18 protein-coding genes are annotated in these 19,328 nt (G+C 61.8%); 9 read left to right on the top strand and 9 right to left on the bottom strand.

The genetic code is table 11. The features are described from left to right. Positions 1 to 76: 76 nt before the first annotated feature. Positions 77 to 1,075 carry a LacI family DNA-binding transcriptional regulator gene (locus J3P73_RS21970; protein WP_024323976.1) on the bottom strand — a complete coding sequence of 333 codons (999 nt, stop codon included), beginning with the start codon at positions 1,073 to 1,075 and terminating at the stop codon, positions 77 to 79. A gap of 12 nt (positions 1,076 to 1,087) precedes the next feature. Next, positions 1,088 to 2,092: a Gfo/Idh/MocA family protein gene (locus tag J3P73_RS21965; protein ID WP_130692793.1), complete on the bottom strand. Its 1,005-nt coding sequence runs from the start codon at positions 2,090 to 2,092 to the stop codon at positions 1,088 to 1,090. Positions 2,093 to 2,295: 203 nt separating this feature from the next. Between J3P73_RS21965 and J3P73_RS21960 the strand changes: the two genes are divergently transcribed. From J3P73_RS21960 to J3P73_RS21940, 5 genes are all read left to right on the top strand, one after another. Beyond that, on the top strand, positions 2,296 to 3,588 hold the full coding sequence (locus tag J3P73_RS21960; protein ID WP_207579701.1) for an ABC transporter substrate-binding protein: 1,293 nt from the start codon (positions 2,296 to 2,298) through the stop codon (positions 3,586 to 3,588). A 106-nt stretch (positions 3,589 to 3,694) separates the two neighbouring features. Then, positions 3,695 to 4,582, top strand: coding sequence for a carbohydrate ABC transporter permease (locus J3P73_RS21955; protein WP_018072655.1), 888 nt, complete (start codon positions 3,695 to 3,697; stop codon positions 4,580 to 4,582). A 1-nt stretch (position 4,583) separates the two neighbouring features. Continuing rightward, complete coding sequence (locus J3P73_RS21950) at positions 4,584 to 5,495, top strand: carbohydrate ABC transporter permease (protein WP_064650850.1); 912 nt, start codon at positions 4,584 to 4,586, stop codon at positions 5,493 to 5,495. Between the two features lie 19 nt (positions 5,496 to 5,514). Then, the gene (locus J3P73_RS21945; RefSeq protein WP_130675100.1) at positions 5,515 to 6,597 is read left to right on the top strand and encodes an ABC transporter ATP-binding protein; all 1,083 of its coding nucleotides are present in this window, start codon (positions 5,515 to 5,517) and stop codon (positions 6,595 to 6,597) included. Between the two features lie 18 nt (positions 6,598 to 6,615). Beyond that, positions 6,616 to 7,365 (top strand): ThuA domain-containing protein, encoded by a 750-nt coding sequence (locus tag J3P73_RS21940; RefSeq protein WP_130675101.1) that lies wholly within the window; start codon positions 6,616 to 6,618, stop codon positions 7,363 to 7,365. A 1-nt stretch (position 7,366) separates the two neighbouring features. On the opposite strand, the gene J3P73_RS21935 is transcribed toward J3P73_RS21940, so the two are convergent. The 3 genes from J3P73_RS21935 to J3P73_RS21925 form a co-directional block, all read right to left on the bottom strand. Then, complete coding sequence (locus J3P73_RS21935) at positions 7,367 to 8,278, bottom strand: SMP-30/gluconolactonase/LRE family protein (RefSeq protein ID WP_130675102.1); 912 nt, start codon at positions 8,276 to 8,278, stop codon at positions 7,367 to 7,369. 366 nt (positions 8,279 to 8,644) lie between these two features. Then, positions 8,645 to 9,466: an SDR family oxidoreductase gene (locus J3P73_RS21930; protein ID WP_024323984.1), complete on the bottom strand. Its 822-nt coding sequence runs from the start codon at positions 9,464 to 9,466 to the stop codon at positions 8,645 to 8,647. A gap of 92 nt (positions 9,467 to 9,558) precedes the next feature. Beyond that, positions 9,559 to 10,746: a phytanoyl-CoA dioxygenase family protein gene (locus J3P73_RS21925; RefSeq protein WP_130692789.1), complete on the bottom strand. Its 1,188-nt coding sequence runs from the start codon at positions 10,744 to 10,746 to the stop codon at positions 9,559 to 9,561. A 95-nt stretch (positions 10,747 to 10,841) separates the two neighbouring features. On the opposite strand from J3P73_RS21925, the gene J3P73_RS21920 reads away from it, so the two are divergent. Both J3P73_RS21920 and J3P73_RS21915 read left to right on the top strand, forming a co-directional pair. Continuing rightward, entirely contained in the window at positions 10,842 to 11,867 is a 1,026-nt protein-coding gene (locus J3P73_RS21920; protein ID WP_130692787.1) for a LacI family DNA-binding transcriptional regulator, read from the top strand. 66 nt (positions 11,868 to 11,933) lie between these two features. After that, entirely contained in the window at positions 11,934 to 13,151 is a 1,218-nt protein-coding gene (locus J3P73_RS21915) for an adenylate/guanylate cyclase domain-containing protein (protein ID WP_130692785.1), read from the top strand. A 17-nt stretch (positions 13,152 to 13,168) separates the two neighbouring features. On the opposite strand, the gene J3P73_RS21910 is transcribed toward J3P73_RS21915, so the two are convergent. From J3P73_RS21910 to J3P73_RS21895, 4 genes are all read right to left on the bottom strand, one after another. Continuing rightward, complete coding sequence (locus tag J3P73_RS21910) at positions 13,169 to 13,948, bottom strand: SDR family oxidoreductase (RefSeq protein ID WP_130692783.1); 780 nt, start codon at positions 13,946 to 13,948, stop codon at positions 13,169 to 13,171. Between the two features lie 81 nt (positions 13,949 to 14,029). Continuing rightward, positions 14,030 to 14,425, bottom strand: coding sequence for a DoxX family protein (locus tag J3P73_RS21905; protein WP_130692781.1), 396 nt, complete (start codon positions 14,423 to 14,425; stop codon positions 14,030 to 14,032). Between the two features lie 153 nt (positions 14,426 to 14,578). Further along, on the bottom strand, positions 14,579 to 15,727 hold the full coding sequence (gene dgoD, locus J3P73_RS21900) for a galactonate dehydratase (protein WP_130675800.1): 1,149 nt from the start codon (positions 15,725 to 15,727) through the stop codon (positions 14,579 to 14,581). 66 nt (positions 15,728 to 15,793) lie between these two features. Next, the gene (locus J3P73_RS21895) at positions 15,794 to 16,549 is read right to left on the bottom strand and encodes a FadR/GntR family transcriptional regulator (RefSeq protein WP_130673137.1); all 756 of its coding nucleotides are present in this window, start codon (positions 16,547 to 16,549) and stop codon (positions 15,794 to 15,796) included. 212 nt (positions 16,550 to 16,761) lie between these two features. On the opposite strand from J3P73_RS21895, the gene J3P73_RS21890 reads away from it, so the two are divergent. Both J3P73_RS21890 and araG read left to right on the top strand, forming a co-directional pair. After that, positions 16,762 to 17,745, top strand: coding sequence for an arabinose ABC transporter substrate-binding protein (locus J3P73_RS21890; RefSeq protein WP_130675799.1), 984 nt, complete (start codon positions 16,762 to 16,764; stop codon positions 17,743 to 17,745). A gap of 70 nt (positions 17,746 to 17,815) precedes the next feature. After that, positions 17,816 to 19,321, top strand: coding sequence for an L-arabinose ABC transporter ATP-binding protein AraG (gene araG / locus J3P73_RS21885; RefSeq protein ID WP_130692780.1), 1,506 nt, complete (start codon positions 17,816 to 17,818; stop codon positions 19,319 to 19,321). Positions 19,322 to 19,328: the final 7 nt, after the last annotated feature.

Here is a 19,328-nt window from a genome sequence, read left to right as displayed (position 1 = left end):
ATTCATGCGACGCGCTTTAGCTTTTTTCATGCATGTCGTCACCCCGCAACCGCTGTGCACTTCCAGGCAACATGCTTCAGGCGGTCGAGCCCCAGCGGGCGGTGCAGGTGAGCGTGATGCTGTGCGGGCCTTCGATCTCGGCGTCATGCCGTTCGATCAATTCGACGACGGCATCGATGAAGGCGACGTGGTCGAGGCTCAGCGTGGTCAGGTCGTTGCAATCCCAGGCAGCCATGGCGATGCCGTCCTGGCCGACGATGGCGATATCATCCGGCGTGTTCTTGCCGAGCACCCGGCGGGCTGCATCGCGCGCACCGATCGCCATGACATCGTTGCCGCAGATGATGGCGTCGACCTTGTCCCGGTGCAGCAAGAGCACTGCCTCCTTGAAGCCGGACTCATAGGAGTAGTCACCGAAGGCCTGCGCCTCGAAGGCGAGGCCGCGCTTGGCCAGCGCATCGGCGAACCATTTGCGCCTGAGCTTGTCGATCCAGCTGGAATTGGTGCCGGAGAGGTAGGCGAAACGCTTTTTGCCGTCGCGAACGATCTTGTCGATGATCTCGTCGGCGGCCTCAGAGCCGTCGATGCGGATACTGGAGACGTTTTCGTTGTCGAGCGGCTCGAAGGAGACGATGATCGGCTTCGTCGTGTGGAAGATATCGACGGCATCCTGCATCGACACCATGTCGGAGAAGACGACGACGTGATCGACCTGATAGGTGGAGGCAAGGCGCATCAGTTGCAGCCGGTCGGAATGATCTGCGCAGCAGAGGATGATCGGCAGCAATTGTCTTGCCTGCAGGCGGTGGACGAGAAGCTGTTGTTCCTCAGCCTCGCAAGGGTTGCCGATTGCATTGACGACCAGGGCGACGAGGCGCGAGCGCTGATTGTTCAGCGAGCGGGCGATCGCGTTCGGCTGGTAGCCATGTTCACGGGCGACGGCGAGGATGCGGTCGCGGGTCGCACTGCCGATGCGTGAATCCGGCGAGAAGGCGCGGGAAATGGTGGCGGAGGAGACGCCGGCGAGTTTCGCCAGTTCCTTCGAGGTGATCCGCCGTCTACTCATACCGCTCATCTTCAGCGCCTGTTAGGCGACGATCCTGACGGAAGCGCCGCCGGCCGCTGCCGATTCCTTGATTGCATCCCATAGCCTAGCGAATCTGAGGCCCATTTCAACGGAGCCGGAGTTTTCCATCTTTCCCTCGCGAATGGCGAGGAAATTCTTCATCGGATTACCGAGAATCTCGGCTTCCTCGCGCGGCTCGGCGGTGCGCCCGACACTGATCTCGCGCCAGCCGCCCCAGGCGTCGATGCGCACGATCGCCTTCGAATAGAAGAAGGTGATGTAGGAGGCGCAGCCCGGAGGGCCTTCACCGGCGGCCGTCAATGTCGCCAGCGCGCCGTTTTTCAGCCGGGCGGAGACGGCGGTGGCGATATCGACCTGTCTGCCGTGGTTGTTCATATAGGCCGACACACTGTCGAAATCCGAATTGGCGAGCAGGCAGACGGTGTTCATCATGTGGGCGCCGGTATCGAACATGAAGCCGCCGCCGGAGATATCAGGCTGCTGCTTCCAGTGGCCGTCATAATTGGACGACCAGCTTTCCCAGATCATGCCCGATATGGCGATCAGCTCGCCGAATTCGCCGGCGAGGGCCCGCAGGCGCGTGTCGAGCACCAGCGGCGACAGGCCGCCCTGGAAGGCGGTGACGATGGTGACGCCGCTCTTTTTCTGCGCGGCGATCAGCCCCTCGGCTTCAGTGACCGTCGTCACCATCGGCTTCTCCAGGAAGAGATCGAGGCCGGCATCGGCGACGGCGGTTGCCTGCTCGGCATGGAAGGCATGCGGGGTGGAGACGTAGACGATGTCGAGTTCGCCCCGGCACTCGGCGAGCATCTGGCGATAATCCTCGAAGCTCTTCGGTTCTGGTGCGCCGGCGGCGAGGCAGACGTCGATCAGGCGCTGGCGCGAAGCCGCCGTGGTGTCGGTGAGTGCAGCAAATTCGATCTCCGGCATCTTGACCCAGCTCTCGGCATATTCCGCCGCCTTCAAGCCGGCGCCGATGACGCCGAGGCGTAATTTCCTAGTCATGAAAATTCCTCCCTGAATGCATTGTGCACACGATTACACAAACGGTATAGTGATGGCAATATCTAAATATATAAGTAATATCAATATATTAAAACTCGCATTCGAATCTTTTCAAAAACCATCTTGTCAGTGTTTGGAATGCGTGTACATTTTCGCAACCGGGGCTGGAGGGCGCCGTGTCTCTAAAAAAGGGAGGATTTCCGTTGAAGAAGATGGTTCTTGGCGGCCTGTGCGCCGTTCTGCTGAGCGCGGTTTCGGCGCTGGCGCAGGCTGAAACAATCCGCATTGCAAATCACGGTCAGGCCGGCATCGACGCGATGAAGTCGACGGTCGAGCGGATCGAAAAGAAATATGGTGTCACTGTCGAGGTCATCGAATATCCGGCGCCCGACAAGGACTACCTGACCAAACTCCTGACGGAGCTCGGCGCCGGCAACGCGCCCGACCTGTTCTCCATCCCGACCACGGCTGCCGTCGCCGACATGGTGGAAGCCGGCTACCTCGCGCCTGTTACCAAGGAGTTCAAGGCTTGGGATGGCTACGCCAACCTCTATGACGTCGCCAAGGAGCTTGCCGTCAGCCCGGATGGTGAAACCTATGTGATGCCGTTCATGCTCGGCATCCAGGAAATCTATTACCGCAAGGACGTTCTCGAAAAGGCCGGCATCTCGACCGAGCAGCCGAAGACCTGGCAGGAGCTTCTCGACCGTGCGGCCGAAGTCAAGCAGAAGACCGGCGCCTACGGCCTGCTCTTTCCGGCCGGCGTCTCCTGGGGAAGCGGCGCCTTCGACGAAGGCTTCCAACATCTGCTCGTCGGTTCCAAGACGCCGCAGCTGGTCGATGCCGACGGCAAGCTCGATCTGAATGGCGAAGGCATCAAGGATGTCTTCAACGTCTACAAGGAACTGATCGACAAGGATCTGATGCCGACGCAGCCGCTGCTCGGACCCGAGCCCTGGGTCGTGCCGAAGTACCAGATGTTCCCGGCCGGCAAGCTCGCCGCGACCACCTGCGGCTCCTGGTGCTATATTTTCGACTGGGGTCGCGAAAGCAAGAACCCCATCCCTGACGTGACGAAGGTGGTCGGCACCTGGACTGTTCCCGGCCAAAGCAGCGGCCAGTACGTGCTTGCCAACCTCGCTGCGCCGTGGGCCGTCAATTCCAAGTCGGCCAATACGGAACTGGCGATCAAGGCGCTGATGGAGATCGGCTCGATCGAGACGCAGGTTTCCTACGCCACCCGTATCGGCAATATCCCGGCCAGCAAGGGTGCGGCTGACAATGCCGAGTTCCAGAAGCTGACGGAACTGGTTCCGATCCATGCGGCGGCCGGGAACGGCGTGTTCCTGAAGCAGGCTTCCGGTTTCGGTACGGTCTCGGAAGGTGTCGCGCGGGCCACCGAAGCGCTGCTCCGCAAAGAAACCGATGCCGCCGGCGCCCAGAAGATCCTTGTCGACTACGTCAAGGAAACGCTCGGCGACGACATGGTCAAGTAAGCTCCGGCACCCTCTCTTTCACCAAGACGGGGACGCGGCGCCAACACCCGCGTCTTCCCGCTTTCATTCGATAAGCCGGTTCCATCGATAAGGTTTGTGAGCTTCCATGGCCCGAAACTCTCATGAAAAGCGCGCCGAGCGGCAATGGCTGCTGATCCTGTTGCCCTCGCTGGTGCTGCTTCTGGCCTTCGTCATTTATCCGGCCCTCTATTCGATCTATCTGAGCTTCACCAACGAGGCGCTGACCGGGGCTGCGGCCCTTCGGCCCCGTTTCGTCGGTTTCAGGAACTATGTAAGGCTCTTCAACGACGCGAAGTTCTGGAATTCGCTGTTCGTCACCTTCGTCTTCGTCATCGGTTCGGCGGTGATCGGCCAGTTCGTGCTCGGCCTGATCTCGGCAATTGCACTGCGCCGGCCGATCCGCTTTCGGCGGGTGTTCTCGTCGATCATCCTGTTGCCGAACGCAGCCCCTGAGGTCGTCGCCGGTTTCATGTGGATCTCGATGCTGGCGGGCGGCGACAATGCCACGCTCAGCCGCATCGTCAGTTTTTTCGGCATCACGCCGGCCGACTGGCTGCAGGTCTTCCCGCTGTCGATGATCATTGTCGTCAACACCTGGCGTGGCATCGCCACGGCGATGATCCTCTTGACGGCCGGCCTCAGTACCATTCCGGCGGAGATCTATGAGGCGGCGCGCATGGACGGCGCCACCCCGTCGCAGATGTTCCGCCGCATCACCCTGCCACTGATGATGCCGACGATCCTGCTCTATATGCTGATCTCGGCCGTCTCCACCATCGCCGTCTTCGGCCTCGTTTATGCGCTGACGCGCGGCGGGCCGGGCGGGGCGACCGAGGTGGTCAGCATCTATATCTACAACCAGTCCTTCACGGCGTTCCAGCTGGGCTATGGTGCCGCGGTCGCTGTCGTCGCGCTCGTCATCTCGCTGATATTAGGCATCGCCTATGTCCGGGCCATGAAGGTGGAGGTCTGACATGGCCGTCGTTTCCCCAAGTGAAACTGCAAACAAGGGTCGCTCCGACCTCATCGCCTATGCGACGTTGTCGCTGATCTCGATCTTCTGCGCGGTGCCTTTCTTCTGGGTGCTGCTTGCCTCGCTCGACGGCAATGCGCAGCTCTTCCTGCATTGGCCGGAGCAGTGGACCTTCGCCAATTATGTCAGAGTTTTCACCAAGGAGGACGGGGCGAAGTGGCTGTTCAATTCGCTCTTCGTGGTCGCTAGCGCGACGCTGCTCGTCATGGTGCTTTCGGGGCTCGGCGGTTATGCGCTGTCGCGCACCCGGGCCTGGTGGAAGCTGCCCTTCCTCTACGCGATCCTGCTCATCCGCGTGCTGCCGCCGACGGCGCTCGTCGTGCCGCTCTACAAATTCCTGCTGACGCTGAACAATGCGGAAGCGGCGGTGCTGCGGCCGATCTTCGGCAGCTATACGCGTGACATCATGCGCTGGACCGGCTTCATCGACGGGTATCTCGGGCTGATCCTGGTGCTGGCGACAATGCAATTGCCGCTGGCGCTCTGGATCATGAAGACCTTCTTCGATGGGCTGCCGAGGGACTACGAGGAGGCGGCGCTGATGGATGGGGCAACACTCATCCAGCGCATCCGCCGGGTGTTGATCCCGCTGGCGCTGCCGGGGCTGGCTGCGGCCGGGCTTTTCGCTTTCATGTCGGCCTGGGGCGATTTCCTGCTGCCGCTGATCCTCCTGTCGTCGCCGGAGCTGCAGACGCTGCCGCTCGGTCTCTTCCGCGCCTTCCTGCGCATCAACGAGATCGATTACGGCCTGCTGACCGCATTGGCATTCATCTATCTGCTGCCTGCCGTCGTCGCCTTCGGTTTTGCGCGGCGCTTCCTCGTCCAGACATTCTCGGGCGGCGTGAAGGGCTGAGATCAAGAAAGAGAAACAGATGATCAATCTCAGAAACGTTCGCAAGTTCTACGGCGCTCTCGAGGTCATCAAGGGCGTCGACATCACCGTGGAAGACGGCGAATTCGCGGTCTTCGTCGGCCCGTCCGGCTGCGGCAAGTCCACGCTGCTGCGCATGATCGCCGGGCTCGAAGGCATCGACGAGGGCGACCTCATCCTTAATGGCAAGCGCATCAACGACGTGCCGCCCGACAAGCGTGGCATCGCCATGGTGTTCCAGTCCTATGCGCTCTATCCGCATATGAGCGTTGCCGAAAATATCGGCTTTTCGCTCAGCCTGAAGAAGGTGCCGGAGGCGGAGATCCGCCGGCAGGTGGAAGCTGTGGCCGAAATCCTGCAGCTCACCGATTACCTCGACCGCCGCCCGGCCGCTCTTTCCGGCGGCCAGCGCCAGCGCGTCGCGATCGGCCGCGCCATCATCAAGAAACCGGCGCTGATCCTGTTCGACGAGCCGTTGTCGAACCTCGATTCGGCGCTGCGGGTGCAGATGCGCGCCGAGTTGCAGCGCCTGCACCGCGAGCTGAAAGCGACCGTCGTCTACGTCACTCACGACCAGGTGGAGGCGATGACGATGGCCGACCGCATCGTCGTGCTGAACAAGGGCGTCGTCGCTCAACAGGGCGCGCCGATGGATCTCTACCATCAGCCGGACAATGAATTTGTCGCAACCTTCATCGGCTCGCCAAAGATGAACGTGCTGCCGATGACGGCGACGCGCCGGGATGCCGGCAAGGTGCATCTGGAAAGCCCGCTCGGCCTTTCCATCGACCTTTCAGACGGCAATGGCGCCGTGCAGCAGGGCGAGGCGAAGCTCGGCATTCGGCCGGAACATCTGAAGCTCGCACCCCAAGGGCAGGGCGATTTTTCGGCCGAGGTCGTCATCGTCGAGCGTTTGGGCGTGGAGACCTATTTGACAGTCGGTTCGCAGCAGCAGCCGATCGTCGTACGCGTCGAAGGCGATATCGCGGTGCGGCCGGGCGATCGTGTGTCGCTGACTGCCGAGCGCGCCGGTTGCCATCTGTTTGATTCCGCCGGCCGGGTAATCCGTTCTGCAACCGCTTGAAACACATCGAGGAATGACATGACAATCAAGGTCACGATCTGGAACGAAGGGCGCCACGAGCAGGTCCACAAGGAAGTTCAGGATATCTATCCTGATCGTATCGACGGAGCGATCGCTGCCGGAATCGCCCACCCCGATTTCGAGGTCCGCCGCGGTACGCTAGACGATCCGGATGAAGGGCTGCCGGATTCCGTGCTCAATGATACCGACGTGCTGCTCTGGTGGGGGCATATGGCGCATGAGGAGGTCAGCGACGGGCTGATCGACAGCGTGCAGCAGCGCGTGCTGAAGGGCATGGGCCTGCTGGTCCTGCATTCCGGCCATCATTCCAAGCTCTTCCGCCGGCTGATGGGGACCAATGCCAACCTTTCCTGGCGCGAGACGCCTGATGGCGACCTGGAGCGCGTCTGGGTGGTCAATCCCTCGCATCCTATCGCCGAGGGGCTGCCGCCCTATTTCGAGGTCAATGCCTCGGAAATGTACGGCGAACCCTTCGACATTCCGCAGCCGGACGAGCTGGTGTTCATCTCCTGGTATTCCGGCGGCGAGGTGTTCCGCAGCGGCTGCACCTTCCAGCGCGGGCGTGGGCGCATCTTCTTCTTCAGCCCCGGCCACGAGACCTACCCGATCTATCACGACAAGACCGTGCATAAGGTGATCTCGAACGGCATCCGCTGGGCGCGGCAGAAACACACCGATGGCCGCATTCTGGAAAACTGGCACCGCGCCGAGCCGCTGCACGGGCGTCCCGACAAAGCGAAGGCCTGATCTATGGATATTGTGCGCCGGTCGTCTTGATATAGATCGAATAGACTGAACGTGTCGCGGTGATGAAGAGCCGGTTTTTCTTGGGGCCGCCGAAGGTGAGGTTGGACACCGTCTGCGGCACCCTGATCTTGCCGAGCAGGGTTCCGTCGGGCGAAAAGCAGTGCACGCCGTCGGAGGCGCTCGTCCAGAGATTGCCGGCGACATCGAAACGGAAGCCGTCGGGATGGCCGACATCGAGGCTGCAGAAATAGCGGCTGTTGGTAAGCGCCTTGCCATCGATGATGTCGAAAACGCGGATATGGCGCGGCACTTCATGTTTTGCGGAGCCGGAATCGGCAATGTAGAGCTTCGTCTCATCGGGCGAGAAGGCAAGGCCGTTCGGCTGGATGAAATCCTCGACGACGGCGTCGATCGCGCCGCTTGCCGGATCGATCCGGTAGACGTTGCGCGTGGGCTGCTCGGGCTCGGCCTTGTGGCCCTCGTAATCCGACAGGATGCCGTAGGTCGGATCGGTGAACCAGACCCCGCCGTCGGAGTGCACGACGACGTCGTTCGGCGAGTTCAGACGCTTGCCCTGATAGCTGTCGGCGAGAATGGTGATGGTGCCGTCCGTCTCGGTGCGGGTGACGCGGCGGCCGCCATGCTCGCAGGAGATCAGCCGGCCCTGCCGGTCGCGGGTGTTGCCGTTGACGTAGTTGGAGGGTGAGCGGAAGACGGAGACGGTCCCATCCGGTGTCCAGCGCATCATGCGTTCATTCGGGATATCGCTCCAGAGAAGGCAGTTCAGATCGGAAAACCAGACCGGGCCTTCCGTCCAGCGGCAGCCGGAATAAAGCTCCTCGAGGCCGGCGCTGCCGATGACCATGGCACCGAAGCGTTCGTCGCGGATCTCATAAATCGGATTGTCGCCCATGCCAGTTTCCTCCCTGAATGCTGCCGTTCTTTTCCTAGCGGCAAAAAGCTGGAGGTGCCAGAGCCCGGCGATGGAAATGCCGGGCTGCGGTTTTCTTAGAGCCTTTCCTGGTCAGATTGCAGCATTCTGTTGGCTCAAACGGAGTCGAATGGTCGACCGGCCGGCGCGCGTCGTAGCCAGGCTCTACGGCCAAGCCGGCCGGTCGAGCAGGCGGCCCGTTTCAACCAACCCGAAGAGCCGGGCATCTTTGCGCCAGGATCAGAGGCGATCGGCTCGGACGTACCAAGAGGTATGCCCTTCGCCAATCGCCTCTGCCCTGACGAAAACCTGCTCCGGCAGAATGCTTCAAGCTGACCAGGAAAGGCTCTACAGGGCCGCGACCGGATGCGGCGAGCCGTCGTAAGCGCCCCAGATCGACTGGTCGAAGCAGATGACCGAGCCGGTCATCAGGCCGGATTCGGAAGACGACAGGTAAGCGCAGGCGCGCGCCACCTCGTGCGGATCGACGAGACGGCCGAAGGGCTGGCTTGCCGCCGCCTTCTCCAGCCAGTCGGCCGGGGCATCGTGATATTCGCGCTGAATGCGGTCCTCGCCTTCAGAGGCCATCCAACCGATGTTCAGACCATTGACGCGGATGCGGTTGCGCAGGAGCGCATAGGCGGTGTTCTTCGTCAGCGTTTCCAGCGCGCCCTTGGAGGCGCAATAGGCGGCGATGAAGGGCTGGCCGGCTTTGGCCGACATCGAGCCGATATTGACGATCGTACCCTCGATCTTTTCGCGGCGCATGACCTTCACCGCCTCCTGCATCAGGAAAAACGGCGCGCGAACATTGACGGCGAACATGGCGTCGAAGAGTTCCGGGCTGGTGTCGAGGATGGTGCCGCGATCGGTGATGGCGGCGGCATTGACCAGCGCATCGACACGACCGAAGGTCTCGTCACAGGCGCGCACGACATTCTGTGCATCCTCGACCTTGCCGAGGTCGGCTTTGACGTAGACGATCCTGGCACCGGTCGCAGCCGAAATCTCCGCCGCCTTCGCCTTGCCCTTGGCTTCGTTGCGGCCGCAGATGACGATGCCTTCCGCGCCGCGTTCGGCGAAGAGACGGGCAATGGTTGCACCCAATCCTTGTGTGCCGCCGGTGACGATGGCGATCTTGCCGTCGAGGCGGCCGTGGTCTGTGCTCATGAGGTTCCTCCTTTGTGATGACGTACGAATGGCCTCCCGCCGGTGCGGAAGGCCTTCGTCGGTGTGGATAGGCAGCTTGCTCCCGCTGCCCGTCAGCTCAACTTCTTCTGCGCCTGCTCTTCAAGTGCTGCCGTAAAGACTTCATCGTTCCAGCCTTCCTTCAGCGCCTCATGCATCAGCTGCGCCTGTGTCTTCGGCGCCAGTCCGCCGAGCGGGGGGTCGCGGTCGAGGTTGGTCGGGAAGGAGTAGCCCTCGGCGCAGGCGGCGACGGCGTTGGCGATCTCATCAGGCGAGAGCCTGCCCTGCAAGGTCTTCAAGGCGGGAAACAGCCTGGCGCTCATCCGCTCGCGATTAACTGTTTCCATTGCCCGGCCGAAGGCGGAGGAGACCTGCAGGAGGTTGGCGACGCGCTTGATGTCGGCCGAGCGGTTGGTGCCGGCGGCATGGAAGAGGGCGGGATTGAAGAAGACGAGGTCGCCTTTTTCGAGCGGCAGCTGGACATGGTTGGCCTCGAAATAATCCCGGAACTCCTGCCGTTTCAGCGCGAGATAACCCGGCACATAGGTCTGGCTGTGCGGCAGGAAGAGCGTCGGGCCGCTTTCGAGCGGCATATCGCAATGGGCAACCGCACCCTGCAATGTCAGCACCGGCGAAAGCCGATGCACATGTGCCGGGAACTGTTCGATCACTTTTGAGGACTGAAAGCCGAGATGATAGTCGCGATGCGCCGACTGTGCCGTGCCGCCCGGATTGACGCGATTGACCTGCGCCGTCATCTGGTAGCTCGGGCCGAGCCAGGCTTCGCTTGCCAGCGCGATGATGGCGTTGCCGTAATATTCGGCGAAATTTGCCGGATCGGCGAGGCAATGTTTTTCCAGCGAATTCCAGATACGGTCGTTGGCGCCGGGTTTGGCGAAGTGGTCGCCACCGCCGGTCGAGGTGCGGTGCTGTTCCTCGATGATCGCATCGAAGATCGTGCTGGCGCGGTCGACGATGCCGGTGTCTTCGTAAGCGCGCTTGAACACGACGACGCCAGGACCCTCGCCGAAGGCCTCGCAGATTTCCGCCAACACGGCGCGTCGGCCTTCTGGCGTTGCGGCCGCCGTCATCACCTTGCGGCTGTCATAGATCAGCACGTTTTTTTCGACCGCGGACGCCGAGGGGTAGTCGGTAAGTGCTGTCGTCTTTTCCGCAAGGGCGCGTAACTCATCGAGATCGCAGGCGTCTTCGCTCAGCCAGACGCGGTCAGCGCGCAGTTTCTGCTGGTTGTCGGTTTTCATGGCGGGCTCCTCCCTCTTTCCAATGGAGGCACTATACGCCGCGATGCCGGGTGATATAGATCAGAAATCCATCAAAAAACCATCAGGCCGGTCATATGGCACATCTCTTTCTCGTCAAGGATATCGCCTTCCAGGCAGGGCTCAGCACCGCGACCGTCGACCGGGTGCTGAACGGCAGACCGGGTGTGCGCCGGCAGACCGAGATGCGGGTGAAGGCGGCGATCGCGGAGCTGGAGAAGCAGCAGGCCGGGGCGATGGGCAGCGGCCGCATGCTGGCGATTGATATCGTCATGGAGACGCCGCAGCGTTTCAGCGATGCGGTGCGCGCCGCCTTCGAGGCGGAGATGGCGACCTTCCTGCCGGGCGTTTTCCGCTGCCGGTTCCATTTTGCCGAGGTGATGAAGCCCGCCGAACTGGTGCAGCTTCTCGATCGCATCCGATTGCGCGGCACGCATGGCATCGTGCTCAAGGCGCCTGACGTCGCCGAGCTGGCGGCCGCCGTAGCGCGGGCGGATGCGGCCGGTATTCCCGTCGTGACGCTGGTGACCGACCTGCCGAATTCGGCACGCATCGCCTATGCCGGCGCCGACAACCGGGCAGCGGGAGAGACCGCTGCCTATCTGATCGGCGAATTTCTCGGGAGTGATGGTGGCAAGGTGCTGGTGACGCTGTCGAGCGGCCGGTTCCGCGGCGAGGAGGAGCGCGAAATCGGCTTTCGCCGCGTTATCCGCGCCCGCTATCCCGACATCGGCGTTACCGAAATCAGCGAGGGGCACGGCACCGATGCTGCGACGGGAACGCTTGCCGCGGCAGCGCTTGCGGCCGACCCCGCCATCAACGCCGTCTATTCGATCGGCGGCGGCAACCGGGCGGTGCTTGCGGCCTTCGACATGGCCAAACGCCCCGTCCGCGTTTTCGTCGCCCATGATCTCGACGCGGATAATCGCGCCCTGCTTGCGGCGCGTCGGATCGGCTTCGTGCTGCATCATGATCTCAGAACCGATGCGCGTTCGGCCTTCCGGGCGATCATGAGCCGGGCGACTGCCTTGCCGCGCGCGGTTACGCCCTCGCTTTCATCAGTCGAAATCGTCACGCCCTACAATATGCCCGCGGCCGATTGAGCCAATTGACTTTCCTTCGATGCCGAATTCGGGCTACAGCTTTGACACGAGTGAAGGTGAGTGGGCATGGATTACAGCGACGTCAGCACGATTGCAGCCTGGATCACGGAGCAGGGACTGAAAGGCGTTTCGGAAGCCGAACTGATGACCGGTTTCTGCTCGGCTTGCCGGGACGCCGGCCTACCGCTCGACCGCGGTCTGGCGCTGATGGATACGCTGCATCCGGTGCATGAGGGCCGCGCCTTCCGCTGGGACAGCATCGAGGAAATCCAGACCGAGTTCGAATATGGTCCGACAATCTCGGGGGAGGCGGCGTCGAACTGGCAGCGTTCGGCCTTCTATCATCTTTGGTCTCGTAACGAGCGGGAGATACGCCGGCGTCTCGGCTTCGGCGATCCGATCGATTTCTCCATGCTCGATACGATCGCTGAAGCCGGTCACACGGATTTCGTGGCGATGATGCATCGTTTTTCCGAGGCCGGCACGATCGGCGAGATGGATTGCTTCTTCTCGCATTTCGCGACGAAACATCCTGAGGGCTTTTCCGATCACGACCTCGCCATCCTGCGCAAGCTGGTGCCGGTGTTGGGGCTGGCGATCAAATGTATCGCGCTCGGGCGTATCGCCCGCACCATCGCCGAGGTCTATCTCGGCGAGGACGCCGCGCGCCAGGTGATGGAAGGCAAGATCAGCCGCGGCAAATCGGAGCGGATTTCCGCGGCACTCTGGTTTTCCGATCTGCTGAACTACACCAAGATCTCCGACAGCGTGCCGCCGGAGGAGATCATCCCGCTGCTCAACGACTATAGCGAGGCGGTGATCACGGCGGTCCACGAGTCCGGCGGCAACGTGCTGAAGCTGATCGGCGACGGTGTGCTCGCCATCTTTAAGGGCGAGGTGCCGGCGGAGACATGTCGTGCGGCGCTGAGCGCCGAATCGTTGCTGCGGGAAAAGCTGACCACGCTGAATGCCGCGCGTGCGGCCGACGGCCGGGCGACGACCGACGTCTATATCGGCCTGCATATCGGCGATGTCTTCTATGGCAATATCGGGAGCCAGGACCGCTTGGACTTCACCGTCATCGGACCTGCCGTCAACGAGGTCAGCCGGATCGCCTCGATGTGTCGTTCCGTCGATCTCAACCTGTTGATCTCCTCCGATTTCGCCGCGGCGATACCGGAGCAGCAGCGTACCGCACTCGCCTGCGTTGGACGCTATGCGTTGCGCGGCGTGCAGCGCGCGCAGGAACTTTATACTCTCGACAGCGCCCGGCTGAACGGCTGAGTTCCTGACTGCAAGGGCTATCGCAACAGGCCCTGACCTCCGTCGATCCAGATCGGCGTACCGGTGATGTGTCGGGCGCGCTCGGATGCGAGGAAAAGGATGGTTTCGGCGACATCCTCGCTCTTGCCTGCCTTGCCGCCGGCAATCGGAATATCGCCCTGCGGCCAGATGACGGGAACCTCCGTCTCCTCGCGGCGGCGGCTGTCGGTATTGGCGCTGATATTGGTCTCGATCTCGCCGGGGCAGACGGCATTGACGCGGATGCCGTGCCGGCCGAGTTCGAGGGCGAGCTGCTGGACCATGGCGACCTGGCCGGCCTTGGTTGCGGTGTAGGCGGTGGCGCCGGGCGTGGTGAAGGTACGGGTGCCATTGATCGAGGAGACGACGATGATCGAGCCGCCGCGGCGCTTCAGATACGGAACCGTCAGATGCAGGGTCAGGTAGGTGCCGCGCAGATTGACGGCGATGGTCTTGTCCCATTCTTCCGGCTTCAGATCGTCGATCGGCGCCCAGACGCCGTTGATCCCAGCATTGGCGACAACGATGTCGAGGCCGCCGAAGGTGTCGGTCAGCTGCGCGACGGCGCCTCGCATCTGAGCTTCGTCGCTGGTATCTGCCGTCAGCGCGATCGACTGGCCGCCGGCGGCCTTGATCTCGGTGCAGGTCTTTTCGACTTCGTCGGCGGTGCGGCTCAATGCTGCGACCCTTGCACCCTCGGCAGCGAGCCGCAGCGCCGCGGCTTTGCCGATGCCGGAACCGGCGCCTGTTACCAATGCGATCTTTCCCTTCAGCTCCATGGGCGGGCTCTCCTTTCCGTTTTGCCGACATGCCAACTGTTCGGCGCGGCAGTTGGTTCCGGAAGAGGCGGGTCGTCGCGGTTATCTTAGAAGCGTTTGCTTCAACGCCCATCTCTCCGGCCCGTGGACGGCGGCAAAGAGCAGGCCGGCGAGGAAGGTAAAGTGATCGATGAAGAAGCCGAACTCGGCCTGGTTCTGCTGCCAATGGGACGGGCCGTGGAAGGCGAAAGCGAGGAAGATCACATAGATGCCCGCGAGCAGGCTGGCCTCGGTGAAGAAGGCCCCTGATATGAAAGCGAGCGCCAGCGCGATCTCGAAGAAGGCGGCAACCCAGGCAAGGAATGTCGCCATCGGAAAGCCGGCAGCGGTGATATAGCCGGCCGTCGCACCGATATCGGCGAACTTGAAGCCGGCGGCCATGAAGAAGACGAAGCTGAAGATGATGCGGGCGACGATGATTGCGATTGCTCTGGCCATTTTGAAATCTCCTCTTTGAGCTTCGACTATGACGGACGAGACACGCGATATCCTACACGGGGAATGAAAAAGGGCCGCTTGCGCGACCCTATCACTTTGAGTTGCGCATAATCCTTTCCGAAAATCGGTTCCGATTTTCGGGGTTATGCGCTCTCACCACTCGGCGAAGCTGCCGTCGGCGTGCCGCCAGATCGGGTTGCGCCAGCGGTGACCTTCCTTCGCGCGCTCGATGACATAGGCTTCGTCGACCTCGATGCCGAGACCCGGACCCTGCGGGATCGAGACGAAACCATCGGCATAGTGGAACACCTCCTTGTTGGAGATGTAGTCGAGGATGTCGTTGCCCTTATTGTAGTGGATGCCGAGGCTCTGTTCCTGGATGAAGGCATTGTAGCTGACGGCATCGACCTGCAGGCAGGCGGCGAGCGCGATCGGGCCCAGTGGGCAATGCGGCGCTAGCGCCACGTCGTAGGCTTCGGCCATCGCCGCGATCTTGCGGCATTCGGTGATGCCGCCGGCATGGGAGAGATCCGGCTGGATGATGTCGACATAGCCGTCGGACAGAACCTGCTTGAAGTCCCAGCGCGAAAAGAGCCGCTCGCCGAGCGCGATCGGCGTCGAGGTATGATTGACGATATCGCGCAGCGCTTCCTTGTTTTCGGAAAGTACCGGCTCTTCGATGAACATCAGCTTGTAGGGATCCAGCTCCTTGGCGAGAACCTTCGCCATCGGCTTGTGCACGCGGCCGTGGAAATCGACGCCGATGCCGATATACGGGCCGATTGCCTCACGGATGGCGGCGATGGTCTCGACTGCTTTCTCCACCTTCTCGTTGGTGTCGACGATCTGCATTTCCTCGCAGCCATTGAGCTTGATCGCCTTGAAGCCGCGGGCAACCACTTCCTTGGCATTGTTGGCGACATCCGAGGGACGGTCGCCGCCGATCCAGGAATAGACCTTGATGCGATCACGGAGCTGGCCGCCGAGCAGGGAATGGATCGGCTGGCCGAGCGCCTTGCCCTTGATGTCCCACAGCGCCTGGTCAATGCCCGAGATCGCGCTCATGTGGACGGCGCCGCCGCGATAGAAGCCGCCGCGATACATCACGGTCCAGTGGTCCTCGATCAGGAAAGGATCCTTGCCGATCAGGTAGTCTTCCAGCTCATGGACGGCAGCCTGAACGGTGAGTGCGCGGCCTTCGACGACCGGTTCGCCCCAGCCGACGATGCCTTCATCGGTCTCGACCTTCAAAAACAGCCAGCGCGGTGGAACGATATAGGTGGTGAGTTTGGTGATCTTCATCGCTGTTCTTTCAGTCTCTTCCCGGGTTTGCGATCGGCGGCGCGTCCGCAGATTTGTCGTGATCGGTCATTTCGTTCTGCCGATCGCTTTTTCGGCGGCGGCAAGATCGCGCACCGCAAGATCGAGCATGCGGTTGGCGCATTCGCGGGCGCCAGCCTTGTCGCGCATGCGCAGGGCTTCGACCAGCTGACCGTGAACGAGCACCGCATCCTCGCGGTTCTCGACGCCGATATTGGAGGCATGCAGCGCATATTTCAGCGCCGCATGAATGGCGCTCGACAGACGGCGGAAGACCTGATTGTGGCTGGCGGTGAGCAGCACCGTGTGGAACATGACGTCGGCATCGGTGAAGCTTTCCGGGTCGCGGGCGCTGTCGCGCATCTGCCGCCAGGCATTGTCGAGATCGGCGATCTCCTGGGCGCTGGCGCGCTCGGCGGCATATTCGGCGGCTGCCGGCTCGATGGTGCGGCGGGCTTCGAGGATACAGCCGAGCAGGTCGAAATCCTTGATATAGGGACCCATCCATTCAAGCACGTCAGCGTCGAGGATATTCCAGTCGTCCTTGTCGCAAACGGTGGTTCCGATGCGCGGTTTACCGCGGACGAGACCCTTGGATTCCAGCACTTTCAGCGATTCGCGAATGACGGTGCGGCTGACGCCGTAGAGTTCGCAGAGATCGTTCTCGCGAGGCAGCGGCGAGCCCGCGGGATAGCGGTCCGCACAGATATCCTGAGCGATCGCCGCCGTGACGTTGCGGCGTACGCGCGGGCGGCGCTCGATGCGGCGGCTTTCGGGCCCGCTCTGTCGCTCGATTGTTTCCAACTCACCTCTCCGCTCTGTCTCGCGTGCTAGGCAACCGAACCTGATTATCCGAATTCGATCCGCATTGCGACGTTTCCTCCCGGCACTCCGTCAATAATCCTATTATTCCAATCATCATACATTGGCAATTGACTGGTATGATGATTTATCATAATTCAGTGGACGTTGCCTGGGAGGCAGCGGCTCGGTTTTTGAGAGTTAGGGAGAGAGACATGCGCTTGTTCAAAGCAGCCATTCTGGCTGGCACTTTCGCCATTCTGGCAGCCGGCTCGGCATTTTCCGCGGACGTCAAGATAGGGTTCATCGTCAAGCAGCCTGAGGAGCCGTGGTTCCAGGACGAATGGAAATTCGCCGACCAGGCCGCCAAGGAAAAGGGCTTCACCGTCGTCAAGATCGGCGCCGAAGACGGCGAGAAAGTCCAGTCGGCGATCGACAATCTCGGCGCTCAGGGTGCGCAGGGCTTCATCATCTGCACGCCCGACGTCAAACTCGGCCCCGGCATCGTCGCCAAGGCCGAAGCCAACCAGCTGAAGCTGATGACGGTCGACGACCGTCTCGTCAGCGCCGAAGGGAAGCCGCTGGAAGACGTGCCGCATATGGGCATTTCGGCCACCAAGATCGGCGAGACCGTCGGCCAAGCGATCGTCGACGAAATCAAGAAGCGCGGTTGGGACATGAAGAATGTCGGCGCGGTCCGCGTCTCCTACGACCAACTGCCGACCGCCGTCGACCGCGTCGAAGGCGCCATGTCGGTGCTGAAGTCCGCCGGCTTCCCGGCCGAAAACATCTATGATGCGCCGCAGGCGAAGACGGATACGGAAGCCGCGCTCAACGCGGCGACCACCGTTCTCAACAAGCATGCCGACGTGAAATATTGGGTCGCCTTCGGCCTCAACGACGAAGCCGTTCTCGGCGCCGTCCGTGCTTCCGAATCGGTCGGCATTCCGGCGGCCAACGTCATCGGTGTCGGCATCGGCGGCGCGGAATCGGCGATCAACGAGTTCAAGAAGCCGGCAGCGACGGGCTTCTTCGGCACCGTCATCATCTCGCCGAAGCGTCACGGCTATGAAACGGCGCTCAACATGTACGACTGGATCGCCAACGACAAGGAGCCGGCAAAGCTGACGCTGACCTCCGGTTCCCTAGCACTGCGCGGCGATTACGAAAAGGTCCGCAAGGATCTTGGCATCGAGTGATCGTCCTTCCAAGATGATATCGTCCGGCGGCCGCTCAGCGTGCCGCCGGGTCTTTCTCGACGGAGCGATGATGGCTTTCCTCGAATTCAGCAATATCTCCAAGGGTTATCCCGGCGTGCAGGCGCTGGCGAATGTTTCCTTCACGGTCGAGAAGGGCGCCGTCCACGGCCTGATGGGCGAAAACGGCGCCGGTAAATCGACGTTGATCCGGGTACTGTCCGGCGATCAGGCCGCCGATGGCGGCAATATCCTCATCGACGGCGAGGAGCAGAGATACGGGTCCGTTCGCGACGCCTTCCATGCCGGCGTCATCGTCATCCATCAGGAACTGCAGCTTGTTCCCGAGTTGACGGTCGCCGAAAATCTTTGGCTTGGGCGCTTTCCGGCCAAGGGCGGCGTCATCCATTCGAAGACGCTGATCGAGACGGTGCGGTCGAAGCTCGAGGAGATCGGCATCGATATCGATCCGTCGGCCAAGGTCGCTTCGCTTTCCATCGGTGCGCGGCAGATGGTCGAGATCGCCAAGGCCGTCATGCTCGATGCACGGGTGATTGCGCTCGACGAGCCGACCTCCTCGCTCTCCTCGCGCGAAAGCGAAATCCTGTTTTCGCTCATCGATACACTGAAGGCGAAGGGAACGGTCATTCTCTACGTCTCGCATCGGCTCGACGAGATCTTCCGTCTTTGCGACAGCCTGACCGTGTTGCGCGACGGCAAGCTTGCCGCCCACCATCCTCAGATCGCCGAAACCACGCGCGAGCAGATCATCTCGGAAATGGTCGGACGCGAGATCAGCAATGTCTGGGGCTGGCGCGAACGTCCGCTCGGCGACGTACGGCTGGAGGTCAAGGGCCTCTCGGGGCCGAGGCTGCGCCATCCGATCAGCTTTTCCGTCCGCCAGGGCGAAATCCTTGGCTTCTTCGGCCTGATCGGCGCCGGCCGCAGCGAGATGGCGCGGCTGCTTTACGGCGCCGACACTAGGCATCAGGGCCAGGTCACGATCGACGGCGTTGCCGTTTCTCCGAACAATCCGAAAGCGGCGATCAATGCCGGCATGGTGCTTTGCCCTGAGGACCGCAAGTTCGACGGCATCGTCCAGGGACGATCGATCGAAGAGAATATCGCGATCTCGTCACGCCGGCATTTTTCGCCCTTCGGCATTCTGAGCCCGAGACAAGAGGCGGCGCTGGCGGACCGGTTCATCGCCAAGCTTCGGGTGCGGACGCCGTCGCGCAAGCAGGACATCATCAATCTCTCGGGCGGCAACCAGCAGAAGGTCATTCTCGGCCGCTGGCTTTCCGAGCAGGGGATCAAGGTCCTGGTCATCGACGAGCCGACGCGCGGCATCGATGTCGGGGCGAAATCGGAAATCTATGAAATCCTCTACGAGCTTGCGGCAGGCGGTATGGCGATCGTGGTGATTTCAAGCGAGTTGCCCGAAGTCATGGGCATCTCTGATCGCATCATGGTGATGTGCCATGGCAGGGTGGCGGCCAATGTCGCCCGTCCGGATTTCGACGAGCTCAGCATCCTGACGGCAGCGCTTCCCGACAAGAATGCCGCAGGCACCTTTTAGGATTAGG

Origin of the sequence: Rhizobium ruizarguesonis (assembly GCF_017357285.1) — a bacterium.
GTDB lineage: Bacteria > Pseudomonadota > Alphaproteobacteria > Rhizobiales > Rhizobiaceae > Rhizobium > Rhizobium ruizarguesonis.
This window is presented reverse-complemented; position numbering and strand designations above follow the sequence as displayed.